This is a genomic window from Klebsiella sp. WP4-W18-ESBL-05 (assembly GCF_014169075.1).
Lineage (GTDB): Bacteria > Pseudomonadota > Gammaproteobacteria > Enterobacterales > Enterobacteriaceae > Kluyvera > Kluyvera ascorbata_B.
In genome coordinates this window covers 2,995,267-3,019,985 of the sequence record NZ_AP022057.1, presented here as the reverse complement: position 1 = coordinate 3,019,985, position 24,719 = coordinate 2,995,267, and the positions used below count along the sequence as shown (strand labels likewise).

The following is a 24,719-nucleotide window of genomic DNA, read 5'->3' as shown; positions in this document are numbered from 1 at the left end:
TTATGAATCAGAATAAACTTTATCCAATTATCATTGCTGGTGGTTCCGGGAGTCGATTATGGCCATTATCCAGAACGCTATATCCCAAGCAATTTTTAAGCATTAATGGCGAGGGGTCTATGCTTCAATCGACGATCGGTCGACTGCATGGATTAGACTGCGTACCACCGTTTGTTATTTGTAATGAAAAACACCGTTTTATTGCTGCGGAGCAATTACAGAATGTAGGCCAATTAACCGGAAATGTGATTCTTGAGCCAGCAGCTCGTAATACTGCTCCAGCTATTGCTTTAGCCGCATTGATAGCGTGTAAAAACGAACCTGACCATAACCCATTGCTGCTTGTTCTTGCAGCAGACCATGTTGTGGAGGAACGAAAAGCATTTCAGGACGCAGTGAACTCTGCAATTCCATTGGCTGAAAATGGTAAATTAGTTACCTTTGGCATAGTTCCCGATGCCCCAGAAACAGGATATGGATATATTCTTCGTGGCGATGTTAATAGTACAGAAATAAACGTGGATTCTGTAGCGTTTGATGTTGCGGCTTTTGTTGAAAAACCCGATCAGAAAACGGCAGAAAGATACCTATCAAGTGGGAATTACTATTGGAATAGCGGTATGTTTTTATTCCAGGCCAGGCGTTATCTGGAGGAGTTGGAAAAATATCGACCGGATATTTTACAGGCATGCCAGGAGGCCGTGGCTAACGCCGAAATTGATAATGACTTTATCCGCGTGGATAAAATGGCTTTTGAGATGTGCCCTGATGAATCAATCGATTATGCCGTTATGGAAAAAACGAGTGATGCTGTGGTGTTGCCTATGAACGTGGGATGGAGCGATGTCGGCTCATGGTCGTCCCTTTGGGCAATTAGCCATCATGACTCTGAGGGCAATGTCCAGCACGGCGATGTGATCAGCCATAACACCGAAAATAGCTATGTATATGCTGAGTCTGGTTTGGTAACGACCGTAGGGGTGAAAGATCTCATTGTTGTACAAACGAAAGATGCCGTATTGATTGCCAACAAAAGCGAAGTTCAGGATGTAAAAAAGATCGTTGAAAGAATCAAAGCTGAAGGCAGAAATGAGCATCATATTCACCGTGAGGTTTACCGCCCTTGGGGCAAATATGACTCGATAGATGATGGAAATCGCTACCAGGTTAAACGAATCACAGTTAAACCTGGAAGTGGCTTTGAAATGCGGATGCATCATCATCGTGCAGAGCATTGGATTATTGTGGCGGGTACAGCAGAGGTAACTATTAATAGTAGTACCCATTTATTATGTGAGAACCAATCTATTTATATCCCACAGGGAACGGCTCATTGTCTTCTTAATCCGGGTAAAGTACCCCTTGAAATGATTGAAGTTCGTTCAGGAACATATCTTGAAGAAGATGATATTGTAAGATTTTCCACGAGTGATTATCTGTAATTAAATTTGATTAAATAGTTTTTCATCTTCTCCAGAATAGTTAATTAAGTTTATGTCCATTCATACGGTTGGACAGGTGCTCTATTACCTACAAAAGGTACAACATGAAAAAATTAACCTGTTTTAAAGCCTACGACATTCGCGGCAAGCTTGGCGAAGAGCTGAATGAAGACATCGCCTGGCGTATTGGCCGCGCCTGCGGTGAATACCTGAAACCGCAAACGATCGTGCTGGGCGGTGACGTGCGCCTGACCAGCGAAGCGCTGAAGCTGGCGCTGGCTAACGGCCTGCGTGATGCGGGCGTCGACGTGCTGGATATTGGCCTGTCCGGCACCGAAGAGATTTACTTTGCCACCTTCCACCTTGGCATTGACGGCGGCATTGAAGTCACCGCCAGCCATAACCCTATGGATTACAACGGGATGAAGCTGGTGCGCGAGGGCGCGCGCCCGATCAGCGGAGATACCGGCCTGCGCGACGTGCAGCGCCTGGCGGAGGCCAACGACTTTCCGCCAGTGAACCCTGCCGCGCGTGGCAGCTATCGCAAAATCGATCTGCGGGATGCCTACATTGATCACCTGCTGGGCTATATCGACGTTAAGAATCTCACCCCGCTCAAGCTGGTGGTGAATTCCGGCAACGGTGCGGCGGGCCCGGTGATTGATGCGCTGGAGGCGCGCTTCGCTGCACTCAACGTGCCGGTAAGCCTGATAAAAGTACACAACGCGCCGGATGGCACCTTCCCGCACGGCATTCCTAATCCACTGCTGCCGGAATGCCGCGCCGATACCCGCGAGGCGGTGATTAAGTACGGCGCCGATATGGGCATCGCTTTTGACGGTGATTTCGACCGCTGCTTCCTGTTTGACGAAAAAGGGCAGTTTATTGAGGGCTATTACATTGTTGGCCTGCTGGCGGAAGCGTTTCTGGAGAAGCACCCCGGCGCACGGATTATTCACGACCCGCGACTGTCGTGGAACACCGTGGATGTGGTCACGGCGGCGGGCGGTACGCCGGTCATGTCGAAGACCGGCCACGCCTTTATTAAAGAACGCATGCGACAGGACGACGCAGTGTACGGCGGCGAGATGAGCGCCCATCACTACTTCCGCGACTTTGCCTACTGCGACAGCGGCATGATCCCATGGCTGCTGGTGAGCGAGCTGCTGTGCCTGAAGGGCAAAACCCTCGGCGAGCTGGTACGCGATCGCATGGCGGCGTTTCCGGCCAGCGGTGAAATCAACAGCCAACTGGTGGCACCGTCGGAAGCCATCGCCCGCGTCGAAGCGCATTTTGCCGGCAGCGCGCTGGAAATTGACCGCACCGACGGTATCAGCCTGGCGTTTGCCGACTGGCGCTTCAACCTGCGCTCCTCCAACACCGAGCCGGTGGTGCGCCTGAACGTGGAGTCCCGCGGGAATACGCCGCTGATGCAGGCGCGAACGCAGGACATTCTGGCGCTGCTTAATCAGTAATTATTGCCCCTCACGCCGGCCCTCTCCCCAAAGGGGCGAAGGAGAAAGCCGACTATTCCTTCTCCCTTTTGGGGAGAGGAGCAGGGTGAGGGGAAAATGACGAATAGGACCAACGATGACGACTCTAAAAAAGCGCGAACGAGCTAAAACGAATGCATCGTTAATCTCCATGGTGCAGCGTTTTTCTGACATCACCATCATGCTGGGTGGCCTGTGGCTGGTGTGCAAAGCCGTCGCGCTGCCGTTTTTGTACCTGCATCTGCTGATGGCGCTGGTGACGCTGGTCGTTTTCCAGGTGATTGGCGGCATTACCGATTTCTACCGTTCGTGGCGCGGCGTGCGCATGACGACCGAACTGCTGCTGCTGCTGCAAAACTGGACGCTGAGTCTGGTGTTTGCCGCCGGGCTGCTGGCCTTTAACGATGATTTTAATACCAACTTCGGCATGTGGCTGGCGTGGTACCTGCTGAGCACCATCGGCATGCTGGCCAGCCGGGTGTTTATTCGCTACGGCGCGGGGGTGCTGCGCCACCGTGGCTATAACACCCGCTATGTCGCGGTGGCGGGCGATCTGCCGGAAGGGCAGGCGCTGCTGGAGAGCTTCCGCAATCAGCCGTGGCTGGGCTACGAGGTGATTGGCAGCTATTACGATGCGAAGCCGGGCGGCGTGAATGCCGACTGGATGGGCAACCTGGCGCAGCTGCGCGACGACGCGCGTAGCGGCAAAATCCACAACGTTTATATCTCGATGGCGATGCAGGAAGAGTGCCAGATTAAGCATCTGGTGCGCGATCTGGCCGATACCACCTGCTCAGTGCTGCTGATCCCCGACGTCTTCACCTTCAACATTCTGCATTCACGGGTTGAGGTGGTGAACGGTATTCCGCTGGTACCGCTGTACGACACGCCGCTGTCCGGCGTGAACCGCCTCATCAAGCGGCTGGAGGATATTGTCCTGGCGCTGTGCATTCTGCTGCTGATTTCGCCCGCGCTGGCCTGCATTGCGCTGGCGGTGAAGCTGAGCTCGCCGGGGCCGATTATCTTCCGCCAGACTCGCTACGGCATGGACGGTAAGCCCATCAAAGTGTGGAAGTTTCGCTCCATGCGGGTGATGGAGAACGACAAGGTGGTTAAGCAGGCGACGCAAAACGACCCGCGCGTGACCCGCGTAGGCAACTTCCTGCGCCGTACTTCGCTGGATGAACTGCCGCAGTTTATCAACGTACTCACCGGCGGTATGTCCATCGTTGGCCCACGCCCACACGCGGTGGCGCATAACGAGCAGTACCGTCAGCTGATTGAAGGCTACATGCTGCGCCACAAAGTGAAGCCCGGCATTACCGGTTGGGCGCAGATCAACGGCTGGCGCGGGGAAACCGATACCCTGGAAAAAATGGAAAAACGGGTGGAGTTCGACCTTGAATACATCCGCGAGTGGAGCCTGTGGCTCGATATCAGGATTGTTTTCCTGACGGTGTTTAAAGGCTTTGTCAACAAAGCTGCCTATTGAGGACGTGACATGAGCCTGAGACAGAAAACCCTCAACGGCGCGAAGTGGTCGGCGATGGCGACGGTGGTGATTATTGGCCTGGGGCTGGCGCAGATGACCGTGCTGGCACGCTTGTTCGATGGCCACCAGTTTGGCCTGCTGACCGTGTCGCTGGTGATTATCGCGCTGGCGGACACGCTGTCGGATTTTGGCATTGCCAACTCGATTATTCAGCGCAAGGAAATCAGTCAGCTTGAGTTGACGACGCTCTACTGGCTGAACGTGGGGCTGGGGATTGTTGTGTTTGTGGCGGTATTTCTGTTAAGCGATACCATCGCCCGCCTGCTGCATAACCCGGACCTGGCACCGTTGATTAAGGCGCTGTCGCTGGCGTTTGTGGTGATCCCCCACGGGCAGCAGTTCCGCGCGTTGATGCAAAAAGAGCTGGAGTTCAACAAAATTGGCTCCATTGAGACGGCGGCGGTGCTGTCTGGCTTTACCTTTACGGTCGTTAGCGCCTGTTTCTGGCCGCTGGCGATGACGGCGATCCTGGGTTACCTGGTGAACAGCGCCGTACGTACACTGCTGTTTGGCTATTTTGGCCGCAAAATCTACCGCCCGGGCCTGCATTTTTCGCTGGCCTCGGTGATGCCGAACCTGCGTTTTGGCGCGTGGCTGACGGCTGACAGCATCATCAACTACGTCAACACTAACCTTTCGACGTTGACCCTGGCGCGTATTCTCGGCGCCAGCGTCGCGGGGGGCTATAACCTGGCGTACAACGTGGCGGTGGTGCCGCCGATGAAGCTCAATCCGATCATCACCCGCGTGCTGTTCCCGGCATTTGCCAAGATTCAGGACGATACCGATAAGCTGCGGGTGAACTTCTACAAGCTGCTGTCGGTGGTGGGGATTATCAACTTCCCGGCGCTGCTGGGGCTGATGGTGGTCAGCAACAACTTTGTGCCGCTGGTGTTTGGTGAGAAATGGGCGCACATCGTGCCCATCCTTCAGTTGCTGTGCATAGTGGGGCTGCTGCGCTCGGTGGGGAATCCTATTGGTTCGCTGTTGATGGCAAAAGCGCGGGTAGACATCAGCTTTAAGTTCAACATCTTCAAAACCTTCCTGTTTATTCCCGCGGTGATTATCGGCGGCCAGCTCGGCGGCGCCATGGGGGTGACGCTCGGCTTCCTGCTGGTACAAATCATCAACACCATCCTCAGCTACTTCGTGATGATTAAACCGGTGCTGGGGCCGGGATACCGGGATTACCTGCTGAGCCTGTGGCTACCGTTCCGCCTCTCTTTGCCAACGCTGATAACCAGCTATGCGGTGGGCCGGGGGCTTGAGGGCAGCGTTTCGCTTTCGGCGCTGCTGGCCTTACAGGTGCTGGCGGGCGTGGCGAGCTTCGTGCTGGTCATCATGCTGTCGCGTGACAGCCTGTTGCTTGAACTTAAAAGACCGCTCTGTCGGAGCGGAAAACTGAAAACGTTATTACGCGTTCCTGATTGATTTGCTTGAACCCCTTTTGATGAGGCCATGATGAAATTACTTATTTTGGGAAACCACACCTGCGGCAACCGTGGCGATAGCGCCATTATGCGTGGCCTGCTTGACGCCATACTTCGCCAGCAACCGGACGTGGAGATGGACGTGATGAGCCGTTTCCCGATCAGTTCCTCCTGGCTGCAAGGGCGTGAGATTATCGCTGATCCGCTGTATCAGCTGAGCCAGAAGCAGCAGGCGGTGGGGGGCATGAGCGGACGGGTGAAGAAGGTGCTGCGCCGTCGTTTCCAGCACAAGATCCTGCTGGCGAAGGTGACAGGTGAAGGTAAGCTGCGCAATTTTGAGATTGCCCCGGAGTTCCATGAGTTTGTGCGTTTCCTCGACAACTATGACGCCATTATCCAGGTGGGCGGGTCGAACTATGTCGACCTCTACGGGCTGACCCACTTTGAGTACCCGCTGTGCGCGTTTATGGCAAACAAACCCATCTATATGATTGGCCACAGCGTCGGCCCTTTCCAGAATCCGGACTTTAACCAACTGGCGAACTATGTCTTTGGCCGCACCAATGCGCTGATCCTGCGTGAGACGGTAAGCCGGGAGCTGATGGCTAAAGCACAGATTGATACCCGCAAAGTGGAGCAGGGCGTAGACACCGCCTGGCTGGTGGAACATCGCAATGACAGCTTTACGCCAGACTATGCGGTGCAGCACTGGCTGAACCTGACCGCTCAGCGTAAAACCGTGGCGATTACCCTGCGCGAACTTGAGCCATTTGATAAGCGTCTGGGCACCACCCAGCAGGCCTATGAGAAAGCGTTCGCCGAGGTGGTAAACCGGATAATCGCCGATGGCTATCAGGTGCTGGCGCTCTCGACCTGTACCAGTATCGACCGCTACAACCGCGATGATCGCATGGTTGCATTGCGTATGGCGCAGTACGTGAACAACCGTGAGCACTTCCATATTGCGATGGATGAACTGAACGATGTGGAAATCGGCAAGATCCTGGCTTCCTGCGAACTGACCATCGGTACCCGTCTGCATTCGGCGATTATTTCGATGAACTTTGGCACGCCGGCGATTGCGATTAACTACGAGCACAAATCCGCCGGGATTATGCAGCAGCTAGGCATGCCGGAGATGGCTATTGATATTCGTCATCTGCTGGATGGATCCATGCAGGGCGTGGTGGCTGACATGCTGAACCAGCTTCCGGCGCTGGGCGAGAAAGTTACTGCGGCGGTGGAAGGCGAGCGGCAGAAAGGCTTTGCGATGATTGAGTCCGTGCTCAACCGTATTCGGGAGGGCCGATGAAAGTCAGCTTCTTCCTGCTGAAATTCCCCCTCTCGTCAGAGACGTTTGTCTTAAACCAGATCGTGGCTTTTATTGAGATGGGCTATGAGGTGGAGATCGTCGCCTTGCAAAAAGGCGACCTGAATAATACGCATGCTGCCTACACCCAGTATCGGCTGGCGGACAAAGTCCGCTGGCTACAGGATGAGCCGCCGACGGCGCGCGAGAAACTGTGTTACCGGGCGTGCAGCACTCTGCGAGGGCTGCATCGCCCTGCCGTATGGCGGGCGTTAAATGTGCGTCGGTATGGGCAGGAAGCGCGCAATCTGATTCTTTCTTCTATATGTAGCCGCACGCCGCAGCCGTATATCGCCGATGTGTTTATCGCACATTTTGGTCCTGCGGGCGTCACGGCGGCGAAGCTGCGTGAACTGGGCGTCATTCGCGGCAAGATCGCTACCGTGTTTCACGGCATTGATATTTCGAGCCGTGAGGTTTTAAACCATTACGCCGGCGAGTATCAGCAGCTGTTTCGCCGCGGCGACATGATGCTGCCCATCAGCCAGCTGTGGGCGGAGCGCCTGCGGGCGATGGGCTGCCCGGAGGAGAAAATCAGCGTTTCGCGGATGGGCGTCAATATGGATCGCTTTTCGCTAAGGCCGCTGAAAGCACCGGATGAGCGCCTGCAGATTATCTCTGTCGCCCGCTTAACCGAGAAAAAGGGGCTGCACGTGGCGATTGAAGCCTGCCGCCAGCTTAAAGCGCGCGGCGTGAATTTTCGCTACTGCATTCTGGGCATCGGGCCGTGGGAGCGGCGTCTGCGCACTTTAATCGAGCAGTACCAGCTGGAAGACCGGGTTGAGATGCCCGGGTTCAAGCCAAGCCATGAGGTTAAAGCGATGCTGGATGCCGCGGATGTCTTTCTGCTGCCTTCGGTGACCGGTGCTGACGGCGACATGGAGGGTATTCCGGTGGCGCTGATGGAGGCAATGGCGGTGGGCATCCCGGTGTTGTCGACTGAACACAGCGGTATCCCGGAGCTGATTGATTCCGGCAATTCCGGCTGGCTGGTGGCGGAGAATGATGCGCAGGCGCTGGCCGATAAACTGCAGGCGTTAGGGCATATGGATACCCATAGCCTTCAGCCGGTGCTGACGCGCGCGCGGGCTAAAGTGGAAACTGAATTTAACCAGCAGGTTATCAACCGGCAGCTTGCCAGCCTGCTGCATACGCTTTGTTGAGGAGGGGCGATGCATACCTTAACCCGACGTTATTTTTTGACCGCAGGCGCAACGCTTGCCGCAGCGCTGCCGGTGCTCTCGGGGAAGAGCGCCCGGGCGGCTGAGAAGCGCACTACGGCGGATATTCGCGACTTTGTGCATGACGGTGACTGGATCCGCGCGTTTAACGCGGCTTTCAGCGCCGCCGATATCGTCAGCGTTCCTTCAGAGGTTGTCTGCGATAACATTAATACGGCGATAACTTTGCCGCCGGGGAAGACGCTGGCCATTGCCGGCGCGCTGAAGGGCAATGGGCGAGGGCGCTTTATCCTGCAAAAAGGCTGCCAGGTGATCGGCAGCGGCGAGGCGAGTCTTTATAACATCACGCTGGATATCCGCGGCGGCGATTGCACCGTTGCCGGGCTTACGATGAGCGGCTATGGGCCGGTAGCGCAGATTTTTATTGGCGGCAAAGAGAAAAACACGCTGCGCAACCTGACGCTCACCCGCCTGACCATCACGCGGGCTAATTACGGCATCCTGCGCCAGGGCTACCATAACCAGTGGCTGGATGTGAACATCACCCATTGCCGCTTTAGCTACTTACAGGGCGATGCCATTGAGTGGAATGTGGCGATCAACGACCGCAATATCCTCATTTCCGATCACGTGATTGACCATATCGACTGTACCAACGGCAAGGTGAACTGGGGTATTGGCATTGGTCTTGCTGGCAGCACCTACGACAACGGCTATCCGGAAGAGCAGGCGGTGAAGAACTTTGTCGTCGCCAACATCACCGGCAGCCACTGTCGCCAGCTGATACACGTCGAAAACGGTAAGCATTTTATTATTCGCAACGTGAAGGCCAGCAATATTACGCCAGACTTCAGTAAGCAGGCGGGAATAGATAACGCCACGGTGGCGATCTATGGATGTGATAATTTCGTTATTGATGGTGTTGATATGGTTAATAGCGCGGGAATGCTAATTGGCTATGGTGTTATCAAAGGTAACTATTTGTCGATACCACAAAACTTCCGCTTGAATAATATACAGCTGGACAACAGTCTGCTGGCTAACAACCTGCGGGGCATACAAATCTCTTCAGGCAATAACCCCTCGTTCGTCTCTCTCACCAATCTGACCATGAAACGCGCGTCGCTGGAGATTCACAACAAACCTCAGCATATTTTCCTGCGTAATATCAATGTGATGCAGGACTCAAAGCGCGGGCCGGCGCTGAGGCTCAACTTTGACTTACGTCAGGATGTGCGAGGGAAATTTATGGCGAAGCAGGATACGCTGCTGTCACTGGCCCACATCAATGCCGTTAACGAGAAGGGGCAGCCGTCGGCGGATATAGACCTTATCGACCAGCATGTTGTCAACACCGAGCGGCTGAATTTCGCACTGCCGCGCCGTTGAACGCCTTAATCCACTGAATTCTCAGATTACATCCAGGGATCTTCCCTACCCAAATCAGTACTATGACAAAACAGAGTGGATTAAACATGTTTAATCGCTATAATTCATCAACCGAATATAGGTGGACAAGATAATGGTTAATTTGAAAGCAGTCATTCCGGTAGCGGGATTGGGTATGAATATGCTACCCGCCACGAAGGCCATCCCTAAAGAGATGCTGCCGATTGTCGATAAACCGATGATACAGTACATCGTCGACGAAGTGGTTGCTGCAGGGATCAAAGAAATCGTTCTGGTCACACATGCATCGAAAAACTCGGTGGAAAACCACTTCGACACCTCGTATGAACTGGAAGCCCTGCTCGAGCAGCGCGTTAAGCGCCAGCTGCTGGCTGAAGTTCAGTCTATCTGTCCTCCTGGCGTGACTATTATGAACGTTCGTCAGGCGCAGCCGCTGGGCCTGGGCCACTCTATCCTTTGTGCGCACCCGATTGTCGGGGACAATCCGTTTGTGGTTGTGCTGCCGGATATCGTGCTGGATAGCGCGAGCGCGGATCCGCTTCGCTATAACCTCGCCGCGATGGTCGCGCGTTTTAACGAGACCGGGCGTAGCCAGGTGCTGGCAAAACGCATGCCGGGCGATCTCTCTGAGTATTCTGTGATTAAAACGAAAGATCCGCTGGAGTCAGAGGGTAAAGTTAGCCGTATCGTTGATTTTATTGAAAAACCCGATCAGCCTCAGGAGCTGGACTCCGATCTGATGGCCGTGGGCCGCTATGTGCTGTCTGCCGATATCTGGCCGGAGCTGGCGAAGACCGTTCCGGGGGCGTGGGGCCGTATTCAACTGACGGACGCTATCGCCGAGCTGGCGAAGAAACAGTCTGTTGATGCCATGCTGATGACGGGCGAGAGCTACGACTGCGGCAAGAAGATGGGGTATATGCAGGCGTTTGTGCAGTATGGGCTGCGGAATTTGAAGGAAGGGGCGAAGTTCAGGAAGTCGATTGAGGCTTTACTCGTGAAATAAGATGCCTCGAAGGTAAAATTAGCTGCGAATAAAAATAACGGTGGTGGACATTCTTAGCCAGATTCTAATTAGCAAGGGATGTAACTGCCGTTTTTAATTAGTAACAAGCAAATCATGTTAGTTTGTCATTTAATGACGTAAGTTGACGACATTTCATACAAAATCAGATGACAATCAACGACGTATTTTAGCTTAGTGATAAAATCGTCAGAGTTACAATACATTTCAAAAATTCTAGTGTTCTGGTAGCTGTTGAGCCAGGGGCGGTAGCGTGCCCATTTCTCGTGAGCTGCAGTTCAGATAGCTGTGAAATATTAAGGAATTAAAATGTTACTTCCAGTGATTATGGCCGGTGGTACCGGTAGTCGTTTGTGGCCGATGTCACGAGAGCTGTACCCGAAGCAGTTTCTGCGCTTGTACGGAAAACAATCAATGCTTCAGGAAACGGTACTCCGCCTGGACGATGTTGATGCCCTGGAACCTGTGGTTATCTGTAACGAAGAACACCGTTTTCTGGTGGCAGAGCAGTTACGACAACTCAATAAGTTATCGCAGAATATCATCTTAGAACCTGTGGGTAGAAATACAGCACCGGCAATCGCATTAGCCGCGTTGAATGCAATTACGACAAATGAGGATCCAATACTCCTGGTTTTAGCTGCCGATCACATCATTAATAATAAAGCAGCGTTTCATCAGGCGGTTGAATCAGCATTAACATTCGCTAATCGTGGACAACTAGTGACGTTTGGCATTGTACCGACTGGCGCTGAAACCGGTTATGGATACATCCAGCGTGGCCAGCAAGAAGTCATTAATAATGATGTAGCGTACCAGGTTAGTCGTTTTGTTGAAAAACCCAATAAAGAAACCGCTGAAGAATACGTTGCCTCAGGGGAATATTATTGGAACAGTGGTATGTTTATGTTCCGCGCCAAACGCTATCTCGAAGAACTAGAGAAGTTCCGCCCTGACATTCTTAATGCTTGCAAAGCGGCAATTAAGAAAGGAAAGGATGGCGATGAGTTTATCAAAATTGATAAAGAGCTTTTTATTGCGTGCCCTGATGATTCGATCGATTACGCCGTAATGGAAAAAACGACCGATGCAGTTGTTGTCGGTTTGGATGCTGAATGGAGTGATGTTGGTTCCTGGTCCGCACTTTGGGAAGTGAGTCCTAAGGATAGTAAGGGAAATGTACTTACAGGTGACACATATCTTCATAATGCGAATAACTGCTACATCAATACTGATGAAAAACTCGTTGCAGCTGTAGGTGTAGATAATCTGGTTATCATAAATACAAAAGATGCAGTGTTAGTTGTAGATAAAAATCAGGTTCAGGATGTTAAAAAAGTTGTTGAGTATTTAAAAGCGAATTGCCGTAGTGAATATAAACGCCACCGTGAAATTTATCGCCCATGGGGACGGTGCGATGTCGTTGTTCAGACCGAGCGTTTTAATGTAAACCGAATTACGGTCAAACCCGGTGCGGCTTTTTCGATGCAAATGCACCACCATCGTACCGAACACTGGGTCGTATTATCCGGGACCGGTGAAGTTACAATTAAAGACCAAAAATTCTTGTTAACTGAAAACCAGTCCACCTTTATTCCTATTGGGGCACACCATCGTCTCGAGAATCCAGGCAAAATACCATTAGAATTACTCGAAATTCAGTCTGGTTCTTATTTGGGCGATGATGACATTATTCGTATTAAAGACCAATATGGTCGTTGCTAATATTTGCAAAGGTGAATGTGACATATGTCCAAACTGACATGCTTTAAAGCCTATGATATTCGTGGGAAGTTAGGCGAAGAATTAAACGAAGATATAGCATACCGTATTGGTCGTGCATATGGTGAAATGCTAAAACCAAAAACTATTGTAGTTGGTGGTGATGTTAGATTAACAAGTGAAAGCCTCAAACTCGCGTTAGCAAATGGTCTGATGGATGCGGGTACAAATGTTTATGATATTGGCTTAAGCGGAACCGAAGAAATATACTTTGCAACATTCCATCTCAAAGTTGATGGTGGGATTGAGGTTACAGCAAGTCATAATCCTATGGATTACAATGGCATGAAGTTGGTTCGCGAGGATGCAAAACCAATAAGTGGTGACACGGGTTTAAGAGACATCCAGCTTCTCGCTGAGGCGAATGAATTTCCCCCTGTTGAACCATTGAATCGAGGCAATTATAAAAAAATTGATATACTTGAAGATTATATCAATCATTTAATGGGATATATCGATTTTGCTAATTTCAAACGCCCAATGAAATTGGTTGTCAACTCCGGTAATGGCGCTGCTGGGCATGTAATTGATGCTATTGAAAAGCGTTTCAATGAGTCAAATGTTCCTGTTACTTTTATAAAAGTTCACCATCAACCTGATGGTACATTCCCAAATGGCATTCCTAATCCATTACTACCGGAATGTCGACAAGATACCTCTGATGCTGTAATAAAACACAATGCTGATTTAGGTATTGCGTTTGATGGCGATTTTGATCGCTGTTTCTTATTTGATGGTGACGGTCAGTTCATCGAAGGATATTACATAGTAGGTCTTCTTGGTGAGGCATTCCTCAAAAAAGAAACGGGTGCCAAAATAATTCATGATCCACGACTGACATGGAATACTATTGATATTATAACCAAGTCTGGTGGTGTTCCGATTATGTCGAAAACTGGCCATGCATTTATTAAAGAACGTATGCGCCAGGAAGATGCGGTTTATGGTGGTGAAATGAGTGCTCATCACTATTTTCGCGATTTTGCTTACTGTGATAGCGGAATGATCCCGTGGTTATTAGTTATTGAAATGCTCTCTATTTCAAATGCTAGCCTGGCATCATTGGTTAATGACAGAATTGCAGCCTATCCTTGTAGTGGTGAATTGAATTTTAAAGTTAAAAATTCAAATGAAATCATCAAAAAAATTAAAGATACATATTCTTCTATTATTAAGAACGAAAATCGTATCGATGGCTTAACGCTTGAATTTGATGGTTGGAGACTTAACGTTCGAACATCAAACACTGAACCGGTTCTGCGCATTAATGTTGAAAGTTGTGGTGATCATGGCTTGATGAAAGACAAGACCGCTGAGGTAGTAAGCATTATTAGAGGGTTTGACTAATGTTGAACTCCGTACTTGCGGCACTGAAGTATAAAGATTTTATATTTAACAGCATCAAAAGGGATTTTAAAAGCCGGTATCAAACGAGTATGCTGGGTGCTGTGTGGCTAGTTTTACAGCCACTTTCCATGATTATTGTTTATACAGTGATTTTTTCAGAAGTCATGAAAGCCAGGATGCCTAATAGTTCTGGCTCATTTGCATATAGCATATATCTATGTGCAGGCCTTCTGACTTGGGGATTTTTCTCAGAGCTATTAAGTCGTCTTATAAATGTATTTGTAGATAATGGGAATTATTTAAAAAAGATTAACTTTCCAAGAATATGTTTGCCAATAATAAGCATTGGTGTCGCGTTCTTGAATTTTTTAATAATCTTTTCACTGTATATCATCTTTTTGATTGTTACCGGAAACTTTCCTGGAATTGCATTCCTGTATATCATCCCACTTCTCGTGATACAAATTGTATTTGCACTAGGATTGGGAATGACATTAGGCGTATTGAATGTATTTTTCCGTGATGTTGGTCAATTAATGGGGATACTGCTGCAGTTCTGGTTCTGGTTCACTCCTGTAATTTATCTTATTACGATTATACCTGAGTGGGCTCGTAAATGGTTATATTTAAATCCAATGACAGGGTTGATTACAGGTTACCAGAATATTTTCGTTTATCATAAGGCACCAGATTGGTCTAATTTAATACTGGTATCTATATTAGCTATTATCTTTAGTGTAATTGGCTATTATCTTTATCATAAGCATTCGGGTGAAATAGTCGATGAACTCTAATACTATTATTACAGTTGAAAAAGTTAGCAAAACATATAAAAGTTACAGCAATAAAAAGCATCGACTAATTGAATGGCTTACATTAGGTAAAAAAAAATATCATAAAGATATTAATATCCTGTCAAACATATCGTTTAAAGTTTGTGCTGGCGAGTCAGTTGGTATTTTAGGCATGAATGGTGCTGGGAAAAGCACACTACTTAAAATCATTACCGGTACGACCAATGCTACGACTGGCGTTGTTAATGTAAATGGTCGTGTTGCCGCGTTGCTGGAACTTGGGATGGGATTTCATCCTGATTTTACCGGTAGGGATAATGTTTTCATGTCAGGCCAGCTAATGGGACTTAATACTTCCCAGCTTGCTGAAATAATGCCACAGATAGAAGAGTTTGCGGAGATCGGTGATTATATTGACCAACCTGTGCGAACTTATTCATCTGGTATGCAGATTAGACTTGCTTTTGCAGTTGCAACAGCCGTACGTCCTGAACTTTTAATTGTGGATGAAGCGTTATCAGTTGGTGATGCTTATTTCCAGTCGAAATGTTTTAATAGAATCCGTAAGTTTAAAGAGAAAGGGACTACGTTATTAATTGTATCCCATGACCAGGCTGCTATTGCTAATATTTGTTCCAGAGCAATTTTGTTAGATAAAGGCACGATTGTTGCTGACGGCGCTCCAACCGATATAATGAATTTGTATAATGCAAAATTATCGAAGACCGCTGATGATAACAATATAAGACTTGAGAAAGGAAAATCAGAGTCAGGTAATAAAAAAGCTATTATTGACGGCTTTTATCTTGAAAAAGAGAATGGGACTAAAACAGATATTGTCGAAGTAGCGGATCTGTGTTCCTTATGTTTTACTGTCACAAATTATGAAGTATCTTCAGGTTTGACATTAGGTTTTCACATTAGGGACCGTTTAGGCAATATAGTCTTTGGTACAAATACGTTAGCACATGGTATAGATCTGGCTGGCATAGGGACTAAAGTTATTAAATTCAAGCTGAACATGAATATTGGCATTGGTGAATATAGCATTTCAGCAGCTCTTCATAAGGAGAGAGATCATTATGAAGAATCGTATCACTGGCTAGATGGTATTGGTAGTTTTAATGTAATAGCCCCTGGCAAAGTGTTTGTTGGAAGTGCTTGGCTAAATAACGAATGTTCGGTTTATACTAAGTGAGAGTAAAATGTTTAATATTGTTCAGAAAGCAAAAAATAGATTAAATGATTTCACTAATAAATTAAATCATATCACTGATTCGATTATTCGACTTGACGAGAAAGTCGCTAATTTAAAGACCGGACTGGATGCTCAAGACTTAAAAACAGATGGTCTTGTCAATCGAATTGAATTTGTGCGTGAAGAGCTCTTATTCGAAATGAGAGTTAAAAATGACACGTTCAAAGACAAAAATGTGCGTAAAATTGAAACTAAGATCATTTCTGATGAAAAGTACAAAGAACATGGGTTGCGTAAGATAAATATTGGCTGTGGTCATATTCAACCTGAAGGTTACATCAATGTGGATGCAAGGGCCTTGCCTGGTGTCGATGTAACATGCGAAGCGAGCGAGTTGCCTTTTGATGATAATTGTCTGGAGGAAATATTCTCGTCTCATTTAGTTGAACATTTTACAGAGTTTGAATTACTGCGAAAAATTTTACCCCACTGGAAGTCTAAATTGCAGGAGGGTGGCATTATTCGTGTCGTACTACCTGACGCGGTAAGTATGATCAAAGATTTTAATAATGGTGAAATGTCATTTGATGATTTGAGAAAAGTTACTTTTGGTGCACAAGATTATGAAGGTGATTTCCACTACAACATGTATTCTTTTGCATCATTAACTGAGCTCCTCATCAAGGCTGGTTTCCACGATGTCACTCTTATTGTCGACAATAGGAAAAATGGCCTTTGTCGGGAAATGGAAGTCACCGCTAAGAAGTAGGGACATTATATGAACGAAGATAAACTGAGTGAAATAAATAATAAGGTCATTGCATCGATTTATAATGCAAGAAAAGCAAGGTTATTATTCGAGAGAAATATAATAAGTAAATTACCACAGGAACACCGGTTTTTATTTAAGTATAATTCCTTTGATATAAATCAGTTGATTAGTTTATGTGTGCACAATGAAACTAACTACAAGCAGATTTTATCTATTTTGATCTTTAAAAATGCGCCTGACTCTATTAAGGGAATTGCATTAATAGGTAAATACATAAAAAAACCAGCTGTTTATACCTTGCTATTAGCGTTCCATCCAGCATCTAAAGTTAAAGTGAAAGGTATTCCAAAATATATGGTATTTAGATTGCTACGGAACAATAAGTTTCTGCTCGATCTTGCTCGAAAAATTTATAACCGAATGAGAGGCTGAGGTGTATAGTCATTTTAAAGGTCGATTTATTCAAGTTATCGATGCATTAGATATGTATGATGCATGTTCTAACCACGTCATACATATCGATGAATATGTCAGGAATGTGTATGGTATCAAGACAGAGATATACGCTAAACATGTTCATCCTGAGCGTATGCATTTGGTTAAAGATATTGAGCATCTTGATGCCAAAGACGAAGATATTTTATTTTTCCATTTCTCGTCTTTCTCTGAGCATTGTGCTAAAAAAATCATCGTTAGTAATGGCTTTAAAATATTACACTATCATAATATCACGCCACATACTTTCTTTGATAAAGATTCTATTCTATACGATTTATGTAAAAAAGGGCGAGATCAGCTTGGCCGCATAGTTCATGAATTTAATTATGTAACTGCTGATAGTAATTATAATTTAGATGAAATAATAGCATTAGGTTTTTCTGCAGATAAGACTCAGAAACTACCCATCATAATAAATGGTTTATCTTCAGAAGTAACAGATGTAACAGAAAAAAATAAAACTAATGATATTATCTTTGTTGGTCGTATTTGTGAGAATAAATGTCAGCATAAATTAATTGAATTCTATCATAATTATTCGCAAAATAATGACATTGGCAAGCTGTATTTAATTGGTAAATACGATACGTCGTCTTCTTATTATAAAAAAATAAACAAATTAATTAAGAAGCTGAATGTTTCCGACAATGTTATCCTAACAGGCTCAGTATCAGATGATGAACTGAAACAATACTACAGCCAATCTAAGTGTTTTATTTCATTCAGTGAACACGAAGGTTTTGGCGTTCCTTTATTAGAGGCTGCACAACATCATATTCCTGTATTGGCACTTAATGCCGCAGCAGTATCCGAAACTTTAGATGACTCTCCCGGCGTCTTCGACAATGAAGTTGACGCTTATAATAAGTTACATAAAGTCCTTACTGACTCCATTTTTTCTCAGGAATTAATAAATTATCAAAAAGAAGTTCTTGATAAAAATAGCCTTAGTTCATGGGCGAAATACGCGGATCGCCTATTTGGTAAGCTAATCCCTAAATCCAACTCTTTTAATACAGTTTCGATTGTTATTTGTACATTTAATCGTGGGGATTATCTTGAGAGATGCCTCGATTATCTTACAAAAAACTACAGTAATGCATTTGAAGTCATTGTGGTAAATGGACCATCCACAGATAATACTGATGCTGTATTAAATAAATGGAAAGAAAAAATAATAGTAAGAACAAATGCTGAACGTAATCTATCTCGCTCCAGAAATATTGGGATAGAAGCTGCTTCTGGGGACTTAATCGCATTTATTGATGATGATGCTATCCCATTCCTTGATTGGGTGGACCGTATTCTGGAGTATTATAACGGCTCGCACAATTTTGTTGCAGGTGTTGGTGGTCCGACATATTATTCTGGTACATTGAAATTTCAAGCTATTGATATTTTTGTCGATCAATATGGTACTGGCGTTGTTAATCCTAGCGATGAAATAAAGAAAAATGCAATGTACAAGAGGAGTTTGTTGGGAACAAACTCTGTATTTAGACGGGACTATTTGGTTTCCTGTGGCGGTTTTGATGAGGAGTATGATTATTTCCTCGATGAAACGGATGTTTGCTTTAGATTAATTAATAACGGTTATCTAATAAACCACTGCCCAGATGCTTATTTACGACATGAATTTGCACAAAGCGAAAATAGAGTTAATAAGTATAATTATAACTGGCGCTCTATTGTTAAAAATACTGTTTATTTTACGCTTACCTATAATACAGGTGATAAACAGGAAATCTTAGCGAAACTCAAACCTATTATTGAGAAAGATCGAGTAGGTTACGTCGCTGAAGGTTTAGCGAAAAACGAAATAACGCAATCAGAGTATGAACAACTCGTTGGTAGTATTTGGGAAGGTTTTGATGCAGGTGTGAAAGCCATAGAGCGTCATCCACAACTCCTTAACACCGAGTCGGCATTGCCTGGATCATTTAAACAATTCAATTCAGAACAAAAACATCACCAAAAGAAACATATTGTGGTGGTGAGTAAAGAGTTTCCGCCTTTCACCAAATCAGGTGGTATTGGTACACTATATTATAACTTGGTCAGTGAGTTCATTCTGGCGGGACATTTTGTCTCCGTTATAATCCAGGGTGATGAAGATACCGTATTTGATGCAGGACGATTTAAGCTAATCTCTTTATGCAAAAGTGTTAACGCTGAGAATTATGTTGCTGATTCCGCTGCGGCTAATGCTATTTTGACCTGGTCAAGCAGAGTCGCTATTGAGATTGATGCTCTTAATGAATTACATCCTGTATCTGTTGTTGATTCATGTCTTTGGGATTCGGAAGCTTATGCTTTCAGTTTAATCAGTAAAGAGCTAAATATACCTCTTGTTATTCGATTGGTTACACCTCTCCTTGTAGCTAATGATATGAATAAATGGGAAATGAACCCTGTTGACCTTGAGTATCTTTCATCTTTCGAACGTGAAGTAGTTGAAAGAGCTGATGCCGTAGTACCTATCAGCGATTCTATAAAGAGAACTTTCATTAAATATTATTCACCATCTGAAAATGTTAAATATTCAAAAATTAATGCAGGTGTGGCATATTGGCCAACTTTCGATGTTTCAAGTGGTTATAAAGATTTTGGCACGAAATTAGCCAAAGCAAGCGAAATACTTAAGGATAAAAAAATCTTCCTCTTTATGGGGCGCATTGAACTGCGTAAAGGTATTGATGTTTTATTAGATGCCATTGAGAAGCTCAAAAATACTCATGCATTTAATGACTGCTGTTTTGTTATCGCGGGTAGTGCTATCATAGACATAAATAAAATCCTCGCTGAACGATTCGCTGGGATAGACAATGTCTTGTATATTGGTGCAGTAAATGACACTGAACGTGAGAAGCTTTATGCAGTTAGTGATGTGGTTGTGTTCCCTTCTCGGTACGAATCGTTTGGTCTCGTTCCTTTAGAAGCCTTCGTACACGGCAAACCTGTAATTGCAAGTGACGCAGGCGCGATTCCTGAGGTTGTTATAGACAATAAATCCGGTTTAATATTTAAAGACGGATCCGCAGATGATTTGGCGCTGAAAATTGAAAAATTATGTGATAATGAAGAATTATATAAAATTTTAAGTACTGGGGCATTTGAGCGAGTTCGCGAACTATCATCGTATAATTCTGCTGAGCAATCTATCAAGCTTTATGATTCACTTATGTAAATGAAGGTGTATTGACTTATGAAATCTGCAATTATTACTGGTATTACTGGGCAAGATGGTGCTTATTTAGCAGAGTTGTTGCTAGGTAAAGGTTACAAAGTTTTTGGTACATATCGTCGTACTAGTTCGGTAAACTTCTGGCGTATTGAAGAACTGGGTATTAAAAATAATCCTAACTTACATCTGGTCGAGTACGATCTGACTGATTTATCTGCTAGTATTCGATTACTACAAACTACGGGTGCTGAAGAAGTTTATAACCTTGCTGCGCAAAGTTTTGTAGGGGTCTCATTCGATCAGCCGGTAACGACCGCTGAAATTACGGGTATTGGGCCTGTAAATCTGCTGGAAGCTATCCGTATCGTAAATCCAAAAGTACGTTACTACCAGGCATCTACTTCTGAAATGTTTGGTCTGGTGCAAGCAGTACCTCAGAAAGAAGATACGCCATTTTATCCACGTAGCCCGTATGGTGTCGCGAAGCTTTACGCACACTGGATGACCGTTAACTATCGTGAAAGTTATGGTATCTTCGCCTCGAGTGGTATTCTTTTCAATCATGAATCGCCACTGCGCGGGCAAGAGTTTGTTACACGCAAAATTACTGATTCTGTTGCGAAAATTAAACTTGGCAAACAAGATGTTATTGAACTCGGTAATTTAGATGCAAAACGTGACTGGGGTTATGCAAAAGAGTACGTAGAAGGTATGTGGCGTATCCTGCAAGCCGATAAACCTGATACATTTGTGCTTGCTACAAACCGCACTGAAACCGTACGTGATTTCGTGACAATGGCTTTTAAAGCTGCTGGCTATACTCTTCGTTTCGAAGGGAAAGATGAGCAGGAAATCGGTATTGATGTTGATTCTGGTAAAACATTAGTTCGTGTTAATCCAAAATTCTATCGCCCAGCTGAAGTTGATTTATTAATTGGTAATCCTGCACGTGCGAAGGAAGTTCTGGGATGGGAACCGAAAACTTCCCTGGAACAGCTCTGCCAAATGATGGTGGAAGCCGATCTTCGTCGTAACCAACAGGGATCATCTTTCTAATGTCTGATGCCGGCAAACGTGCTCTAGTAACAGGGATCAACGGGTTTACCGGCCGTTATGTGGCAGCGGAATTATCCGCTGCCGGATATCGGGTTTTTGGGCTTGGAACAGCATCTGATAGTCAACCTGACTGTTATCAGGTCGATCTTATGGATGCATCCAATCTAAAAAAAATTGTAAATCAAATTCAACCCAATGTTGTCGTTCATCTGGCTGCAATTGCATATGTTGGGCATGGTGACGCTGATGCTTTTTACAATGTAAATCTGTTGGGCACTCGAAATCTTCTGCAAGCCCTCAGCGAATGCACCTCAACTATTGACTCTATTCTATTAGCGAGTAGCGCAAATGTTTACGGTAATAGCACGACTGGGCAATTACCTGAAACTACTGTTGCCAATCCAGCAAACGATTATGCAGTAAGTAAACTCGCTATGGAATATATGGCGAAGTTATGGATTGATAAACTTCCAATTTTCATTACTCGACCTTTTAATTATACAGGGGTTGGGCAGGCTGAGAATTTTTTGCTACCAAAAATAGTCAAGCATTTCAAAGAAAAAGCGGCAACAATAGAACTTGGTAATATAGATGTTTGGCGTGACTTCACTGATGTACGAGCATTAAGTAGTGCATATGTGAAATTGTTGGAAATTAAACCTCACGCTGAAGTAATAAATATTTGCTCGGGACGGACTTATTCTTTACGGAAAACAATTGAACTGTGTGAGAAAATCACTGGGCATCATATTAATGTTCAAGTCAATCCGAATTTTGTTCGTGCAAATGAAGTTAAAACACTAAGTGGCGATACGACAAAGCTTAAATCATTTATTCCTGACTGGAATGTGCCGCCGCTTGAAGAGACTTTGCGCTGGATGTTGGAAAACTAGCTATGAAAGTTATATTTGGAACTGATGCTATTAAATATCCATTAACTGGCATCGGACGCTATGCTTTTGAACTTGCAAATTGCTTGTCTAACAGCAGCGAGATATCAAAGTTACTTTTCTTACGTGGTGGCTCTATTTCTGAAGGGATCCCGGTTGCTAAGGAAAGTAGTCCTTCAACAGAAGGGCTGAAACAGTATATTAAAAAAAGTCATTTTTTTTCCGAGGCATATCGGCTTACTGCTCCATGGTTAAAAACTAATGCATTAAGGAAACATAAAGATTTTATCTATCATGGGCCGAATTTCTATCTGCCCCCGAAAGTTGCACGATGTGCTGTGACATTTCACGACCTTTCTGTCTTTACGCTGCCTCAGTGTCATCCGCCTGAGCGCGTCAGATTTATGCGAAAAGAGCTGTTGCAAACAGTCAAGCGTGCGTCTGTTTTTATTACCGATTCTGATTATACCAGGCGAGAACTGATCGATTATTTCAACCTTTCAGAACAGAGCGTCGTTACCGCTAAATTAGCTTGTGGTGATGAGTTCAGACCTTATTCTGCAGCTGAGATATCTTCCGTACTGTTAAAGCATCGTCTGTCATATAAGGGCTATACATTATTTACTGGCTCTATAGAGCCGAGAAAAAACATTAGAACATTACTTGATGCGTATGAGCGTTTGCCATTGCCTGTTCGCCAGAAAGTCCCTCTCGTAATTAGCGGATTTAAAGGGTGGAATAGTGAGGACCTGCATCAGCGATTTGACAGGGGGGAGCGGGAAGGGTGGTTACGATATTTAGGATTTACTCCATCGTCTGAATTACCTGCGCTTTTTTCTGGCGCTATTAGTTTCCTTTTCCCATCATTGTATGAAGGGTTTGGTCTTCCTGTGCTTGAAGCTATGGCATCCGGAACCCCGGTGGTATGTTCTAACAGTTCCTCGCTTCCTGAAGTTGCTGGCGAAAATGCATTAATGTGTGATGCTATGGATGTTGAGACCTTAACTCGCTTAATACACAAGAGCCTTGAAGATACAATATGGCAGCAACAGGCATCCAGTAACGGTTTAGTTCATGCAAAAAAATTCTCTTGGGAACGTTGCGCTGCTGACACAATAACGGCATATAAACAGGTAAAATAAGGCTCATGCTCAAAGTATTGCATTTTTATAAAACATATTATCCTGATACATTTGGTGGCATTGAACAAGTTATTTATCAATTAAGTGAGTCTGCATCAGCCCATGGCGTTGAATCGACGGTGTTGACTTTAAGTCGGCGTGGGAATATAGAAGATGAACGCATCGATTCTCAACATGTCTTTTACTCTAAAACTAATTTTGAAATAGCATCCACCCCGTTCTCGATTTCTTGTTTGAGCAAGTTTAAACAATTGGTGGAGCAGGCTGATGTTATCCATTATCATTTTCCCTATCCTTTCATGGATCTTTTGCATTTCCTGTGTAATGTAAAAAAACCAACCGTAATTAGTTATCACTCCGATATTGTTAAGCAAAAAACTTTTTTACGACTTTACACACCTTTAATGAATCGTTTTTTATCTTCTGTCGATTGTATTGTGGCTGCATCTCCTAATTATGCACAAACCAGCCCAGTACTTCAAAAATACAGAGAAAAGGTAAAAGTCATTCCCTATGGTTTGGATGAAAAATCCTATCCCAAAGCGAGTGAAGAGAAGCTGAATTATTGGCGCAATAAAGTCGGTGATAAATTTTTCCTGTTTGTTGGTGCTTTTCGGTACTACAAAGGGCTACACACTCTGCTCGATGCGGCTGCCGTGACTTCATTACCTGTTGTCATTGTCGGTGGTGGAGGTATCGAATCTGAGTTGCTTGTGAAGTCTAAGGAACTTAATCTGGCAAATGTCCATTTTGTCGGGTCTCTTCCTGATGAAGACAAAAGTGCATTGCTGCAGCTATGTTACTCCGTGGTTTTCCCATCGAATGTTCGCTCTGAAGCCTTCGGCATTACCTTGCTTGAAGGGGCTATGTATGGGAAACCTCTTTTGTCATGTGAGATCGGAACCGGCACTAGCTATATCAACATCAATAACCATACGGGATTAGTCGTTGAACCGGCTAATGTTGCTGATTTAAGTCGAGCAATGCAGGTGATATGGGATGATGAGCAACTGGCTTCCCTCTACGGGAGTAATGCCAGAAAACGATTTGATGAAGTATTTACATCTGAGAAGATGTCTGCACAATACCTCGATCTTTATAAGTCATTGATTTAGCTGTTTTTGCGTTTGACGACTTGCGATCATAAAGATAGCG

At 45.6% G+C, this 24,719-nt stretch carries 19 protein-coding genes; all 19 read left to right on the top strand.

Annotated elements, in window-relative coordinates:
• Positions 1 to 2 precede the first annotated feature (2 nt).
• The 19 genes from H7R58_RS14620 to H7R58_RS14530 all read left to right on the top strand — a co-directional run bounded on the left by H7R58_RS14620 (position 3) and on the right by H7R58_RS14530 (position 24,679).
• A complete protein-coding gene (locus H7R58_RS14620; RefSeq protein WP_106929536.1) occupies positions 3 to 1,442 on the top strand; it encodes a mannose-1-phosphate guanylyltransferase/mannose-6-phosphate isomerase in 1,440 nt (479 codons plus the stop codon).
• Positions 1,443 to 1,546: 104 nt separating this feature from the next.
• Entirely contained in the window at positions 1,547 to 2,917 is a 1,371-nt protein-coding gene (gene cpsG, locus H7R58_RS14615; RefSeq protein WP_182930346.1) for a colanic acid biosynthesis phosphomannomutase CpsG, read from the top strand.
• 115 nt (positions 2,918 to 3,032) lie between these two features.
• A complete protein-coding gene (gene wcaJ, locus H7R58_RS14610; protein ID WP_182934414.1) occupies positions 3,033 to 4,427 on the top strand; it encodes an undecaprenyl-phosphate glucose phosphotransferase in 1,395 nt (464 codons plus the stop codon).
• 9 nt (positions 4,428 to 4,436) lie between these two features.
• Positions 4,437 to 5,918 (top strand): MOP flippase family protein, encoded by a 1,482-nt coding sequence (locus H7R58_RS14605; protein WP_182934413.1) that lies wholly within the window; start codon positions 4,437 to 4,439, stop codon positions 5,916 to 5,918.
• A 30-nt stretch (positions 5,919 to 5,948) separates the two neighbouring features.
• Positions 5,949 to 7,229 carry a colanic acid biosynthesis pyruvyl transferase WcaK gene (gene wcaK / locus H7R58_RS14600; RefSeq protein WP_106929544.1) on the top strand — a complete coding sequence of 427 codons (1,281 nt, stop codon included), beginning with the start codon at positions 5,949 to 5,951 and terminating at the stop codon, positions 7,227 to 7,229.
• On the top strand, positions 7,226 to 8,449 hold the full coding sequence (wcaL, locus tag H7R58_RS14595; protein WP_182930349.1) for a colanic acid biosynthesis glycosyltransferase WcaL: 1,224 nt from the start codon (positions 7,226 to 7,228) through the stop codon (positions 8,447 to 8,449). The genes wcaK and wcaL overlap by 4 nt, the downstream gene beginning before the upstream one ends.
• 9 nt (positions 8,450 to 8,458) lie before the next feature.
• Positions 8,459 to 9,856: a colanic acid biosynthesis protein WcaM gene (wcaM, locus tag H7R58_RS14590; protein ID WP_182930350.1), complete on the top strand. Its 1,398-nt coding sequence runs from the start codon at positions 8,459 to 8,461 to the stop codon at positions 9,854 to 9,856.
• A gap of 133 nt (positions 9,857 to 9,989) precedes the next feature.
• Complete coding sequence (gene galF / locus H7R58_RS14585) at positions 9,990 to 10,883, top strand: UTP--glucose-1-phosphate uridylyltransferase GalF (protein ID WP_106929550.1); 894 nt, start codon at positions 9,990 to 9,992, stop codon at positions 10,881 to 10,883.
• A 327-nt stretch (positions 10,884 to 11,210) separates the two neighbouring features.
• Positions 11,211 to 12,626 carry a mannose-1-phosphate guanylyltransferase/mannose-6-phosphate isomerase gene (locus H7R58_RS14580; protein WP_106929552.1) on the top strand — a complete coding sequence of 472 codons (1,416 nt, stop codon included), beginning with the start codon at positions 11,211 to 11,213 and terminating at the stop codon, positions 12,624 to 12,626.
• A 24-nt stretch (positions 12,627 to 12,650) separates the two neighbouring features.
• Positions 12,651 to 14,030: a phosphomannomutase CpsG gene (gene cpsG / locus H7R58_RS14575; RefSeq protein ID WP_182930351.1), complete on the top strand. Its 1,380-nt coding sequence runs from the start codon at positions 12,651 to 12,653 to the stop codon at positions 14,028 to 14,030.
• On the top strand, positions 14,030 to 14,824 hold the full coding sequence (locus H7R58_RS14570) for an ABC transporter permease (protein WP_182930352.1): 795 nt from the start codon (positions 14,030 to 14,032) through the stop codon (positions 14,822 to 14,824). Before cpsG (H7R58_RS14575) ends, H7R58_RS14570 begins: the two co-directional genes overlap by 1 nt.
• The gene (locus H7R58_RS14565) at positions 14,814 to 16,022 is read left to right on the top strand and encodes an ABC transporter ATP-binding protein (protein WP_182930353.1); all 1,209 of its coding nucleotides are present in this window, start codon (positions 14,814 to 14,816) and stop codon (positions 16,020 to 16,022) included. Before H7R58_RS14570 ends, H7R58_RS14565 begins: the two co-directional genes overlap by 11 nt.
• Before the next feature lie 7 nt (positions 16,023 to 16,029).
• On the top strand, positions 16,030 to 16,791 hold the full coding sequence (locus H7R58_RS14560) for a class I SAM-dependent methyltransferase (protein ID WP_182930354.1): 762 nt from the start codon (positions 16,030 to 16,032) through the stop codon (positions 16,789 to 16,791).
• A gap of 9 nt (positions 16,792 to 16,800) precedes the next feature.
• A complete protein-coding gene (locus H7R58_RS14555; RefSeq protein ID WP_182930355.1) occupies positions 16,801 to 17,226 on the top strand; it encodes a hypothetical protein in 426 nt (141 codons plus the stop codon).
• 1 nt (position 17,227) lies between these two features.
• Positions 17,228 to 20,479: a glycosyltransferase gene (locus tag H7R58_RS14550; RefSeq protein ID WP_182934412.1), complete on the top strand. Its 3,252-nt coding sequence runs from the start codon at positions 17,228 to 17,230 to the stop codon at positions 20,477 to 20,479.
• An 18-nt stretch (positions 20,480 to 20,497) separates the two neighbouring features.
• On the top strand, positions 20,498 to 21,532 hold the full coding sequence (gene gmd / locus H7R58_RS14545; RefSeq protein ID WP_182930357.1) for a GDP-mannose 4,6-dehydratase: 1,035 nt from the start codon (positions 20,498 to 20,500) through the stop codon (positions 21,530 to 21,532).
• The gene (locus tag H7R58_RS14540; protein WP_182930358.1) at positions 21,532 to 22,425 is read left to right on the top strand and encodes a GDP-mannose 4,6-dehydratase; all 894 of its coding nucleotides are present in this window, start codon (positions 21,532 to 21,534) and stop codon (positions 22,423 to 22,425) included. The genes gmd and H7R58_RS14540 overlap by 1 nt, the downstream gene beginning before the upstream one ends.
• 2 nt (positions 22,426 to 22,427) lie before the next feature.
• Positions 22,428 to 23,564, top strand: a complete 1,137-nt coding sequence (locus H7R58_RS14535) for a glycosyltransferase family 4 protein (RefSeq protein WP_182930359.1) — start codon at positions 22,428 to 22,430, stop codon at positions 23,562 to 23,564.
• 5 nt (positions 23,565 to 23,569) lie between these two features.
• Positions 23,570 to 24,679, top strand: coding sequence for a glycosyltransferase family 4 protein (locus tag H7R58_RS14530; protein ID WP_182930360.1), 1,110 nt, complete (start codon positions 23,570 to 23,572; stop codon positions 24,677 to 24,679).
• Positions 24,680 to 24,719: the final 40 nt, after the last annotated feature.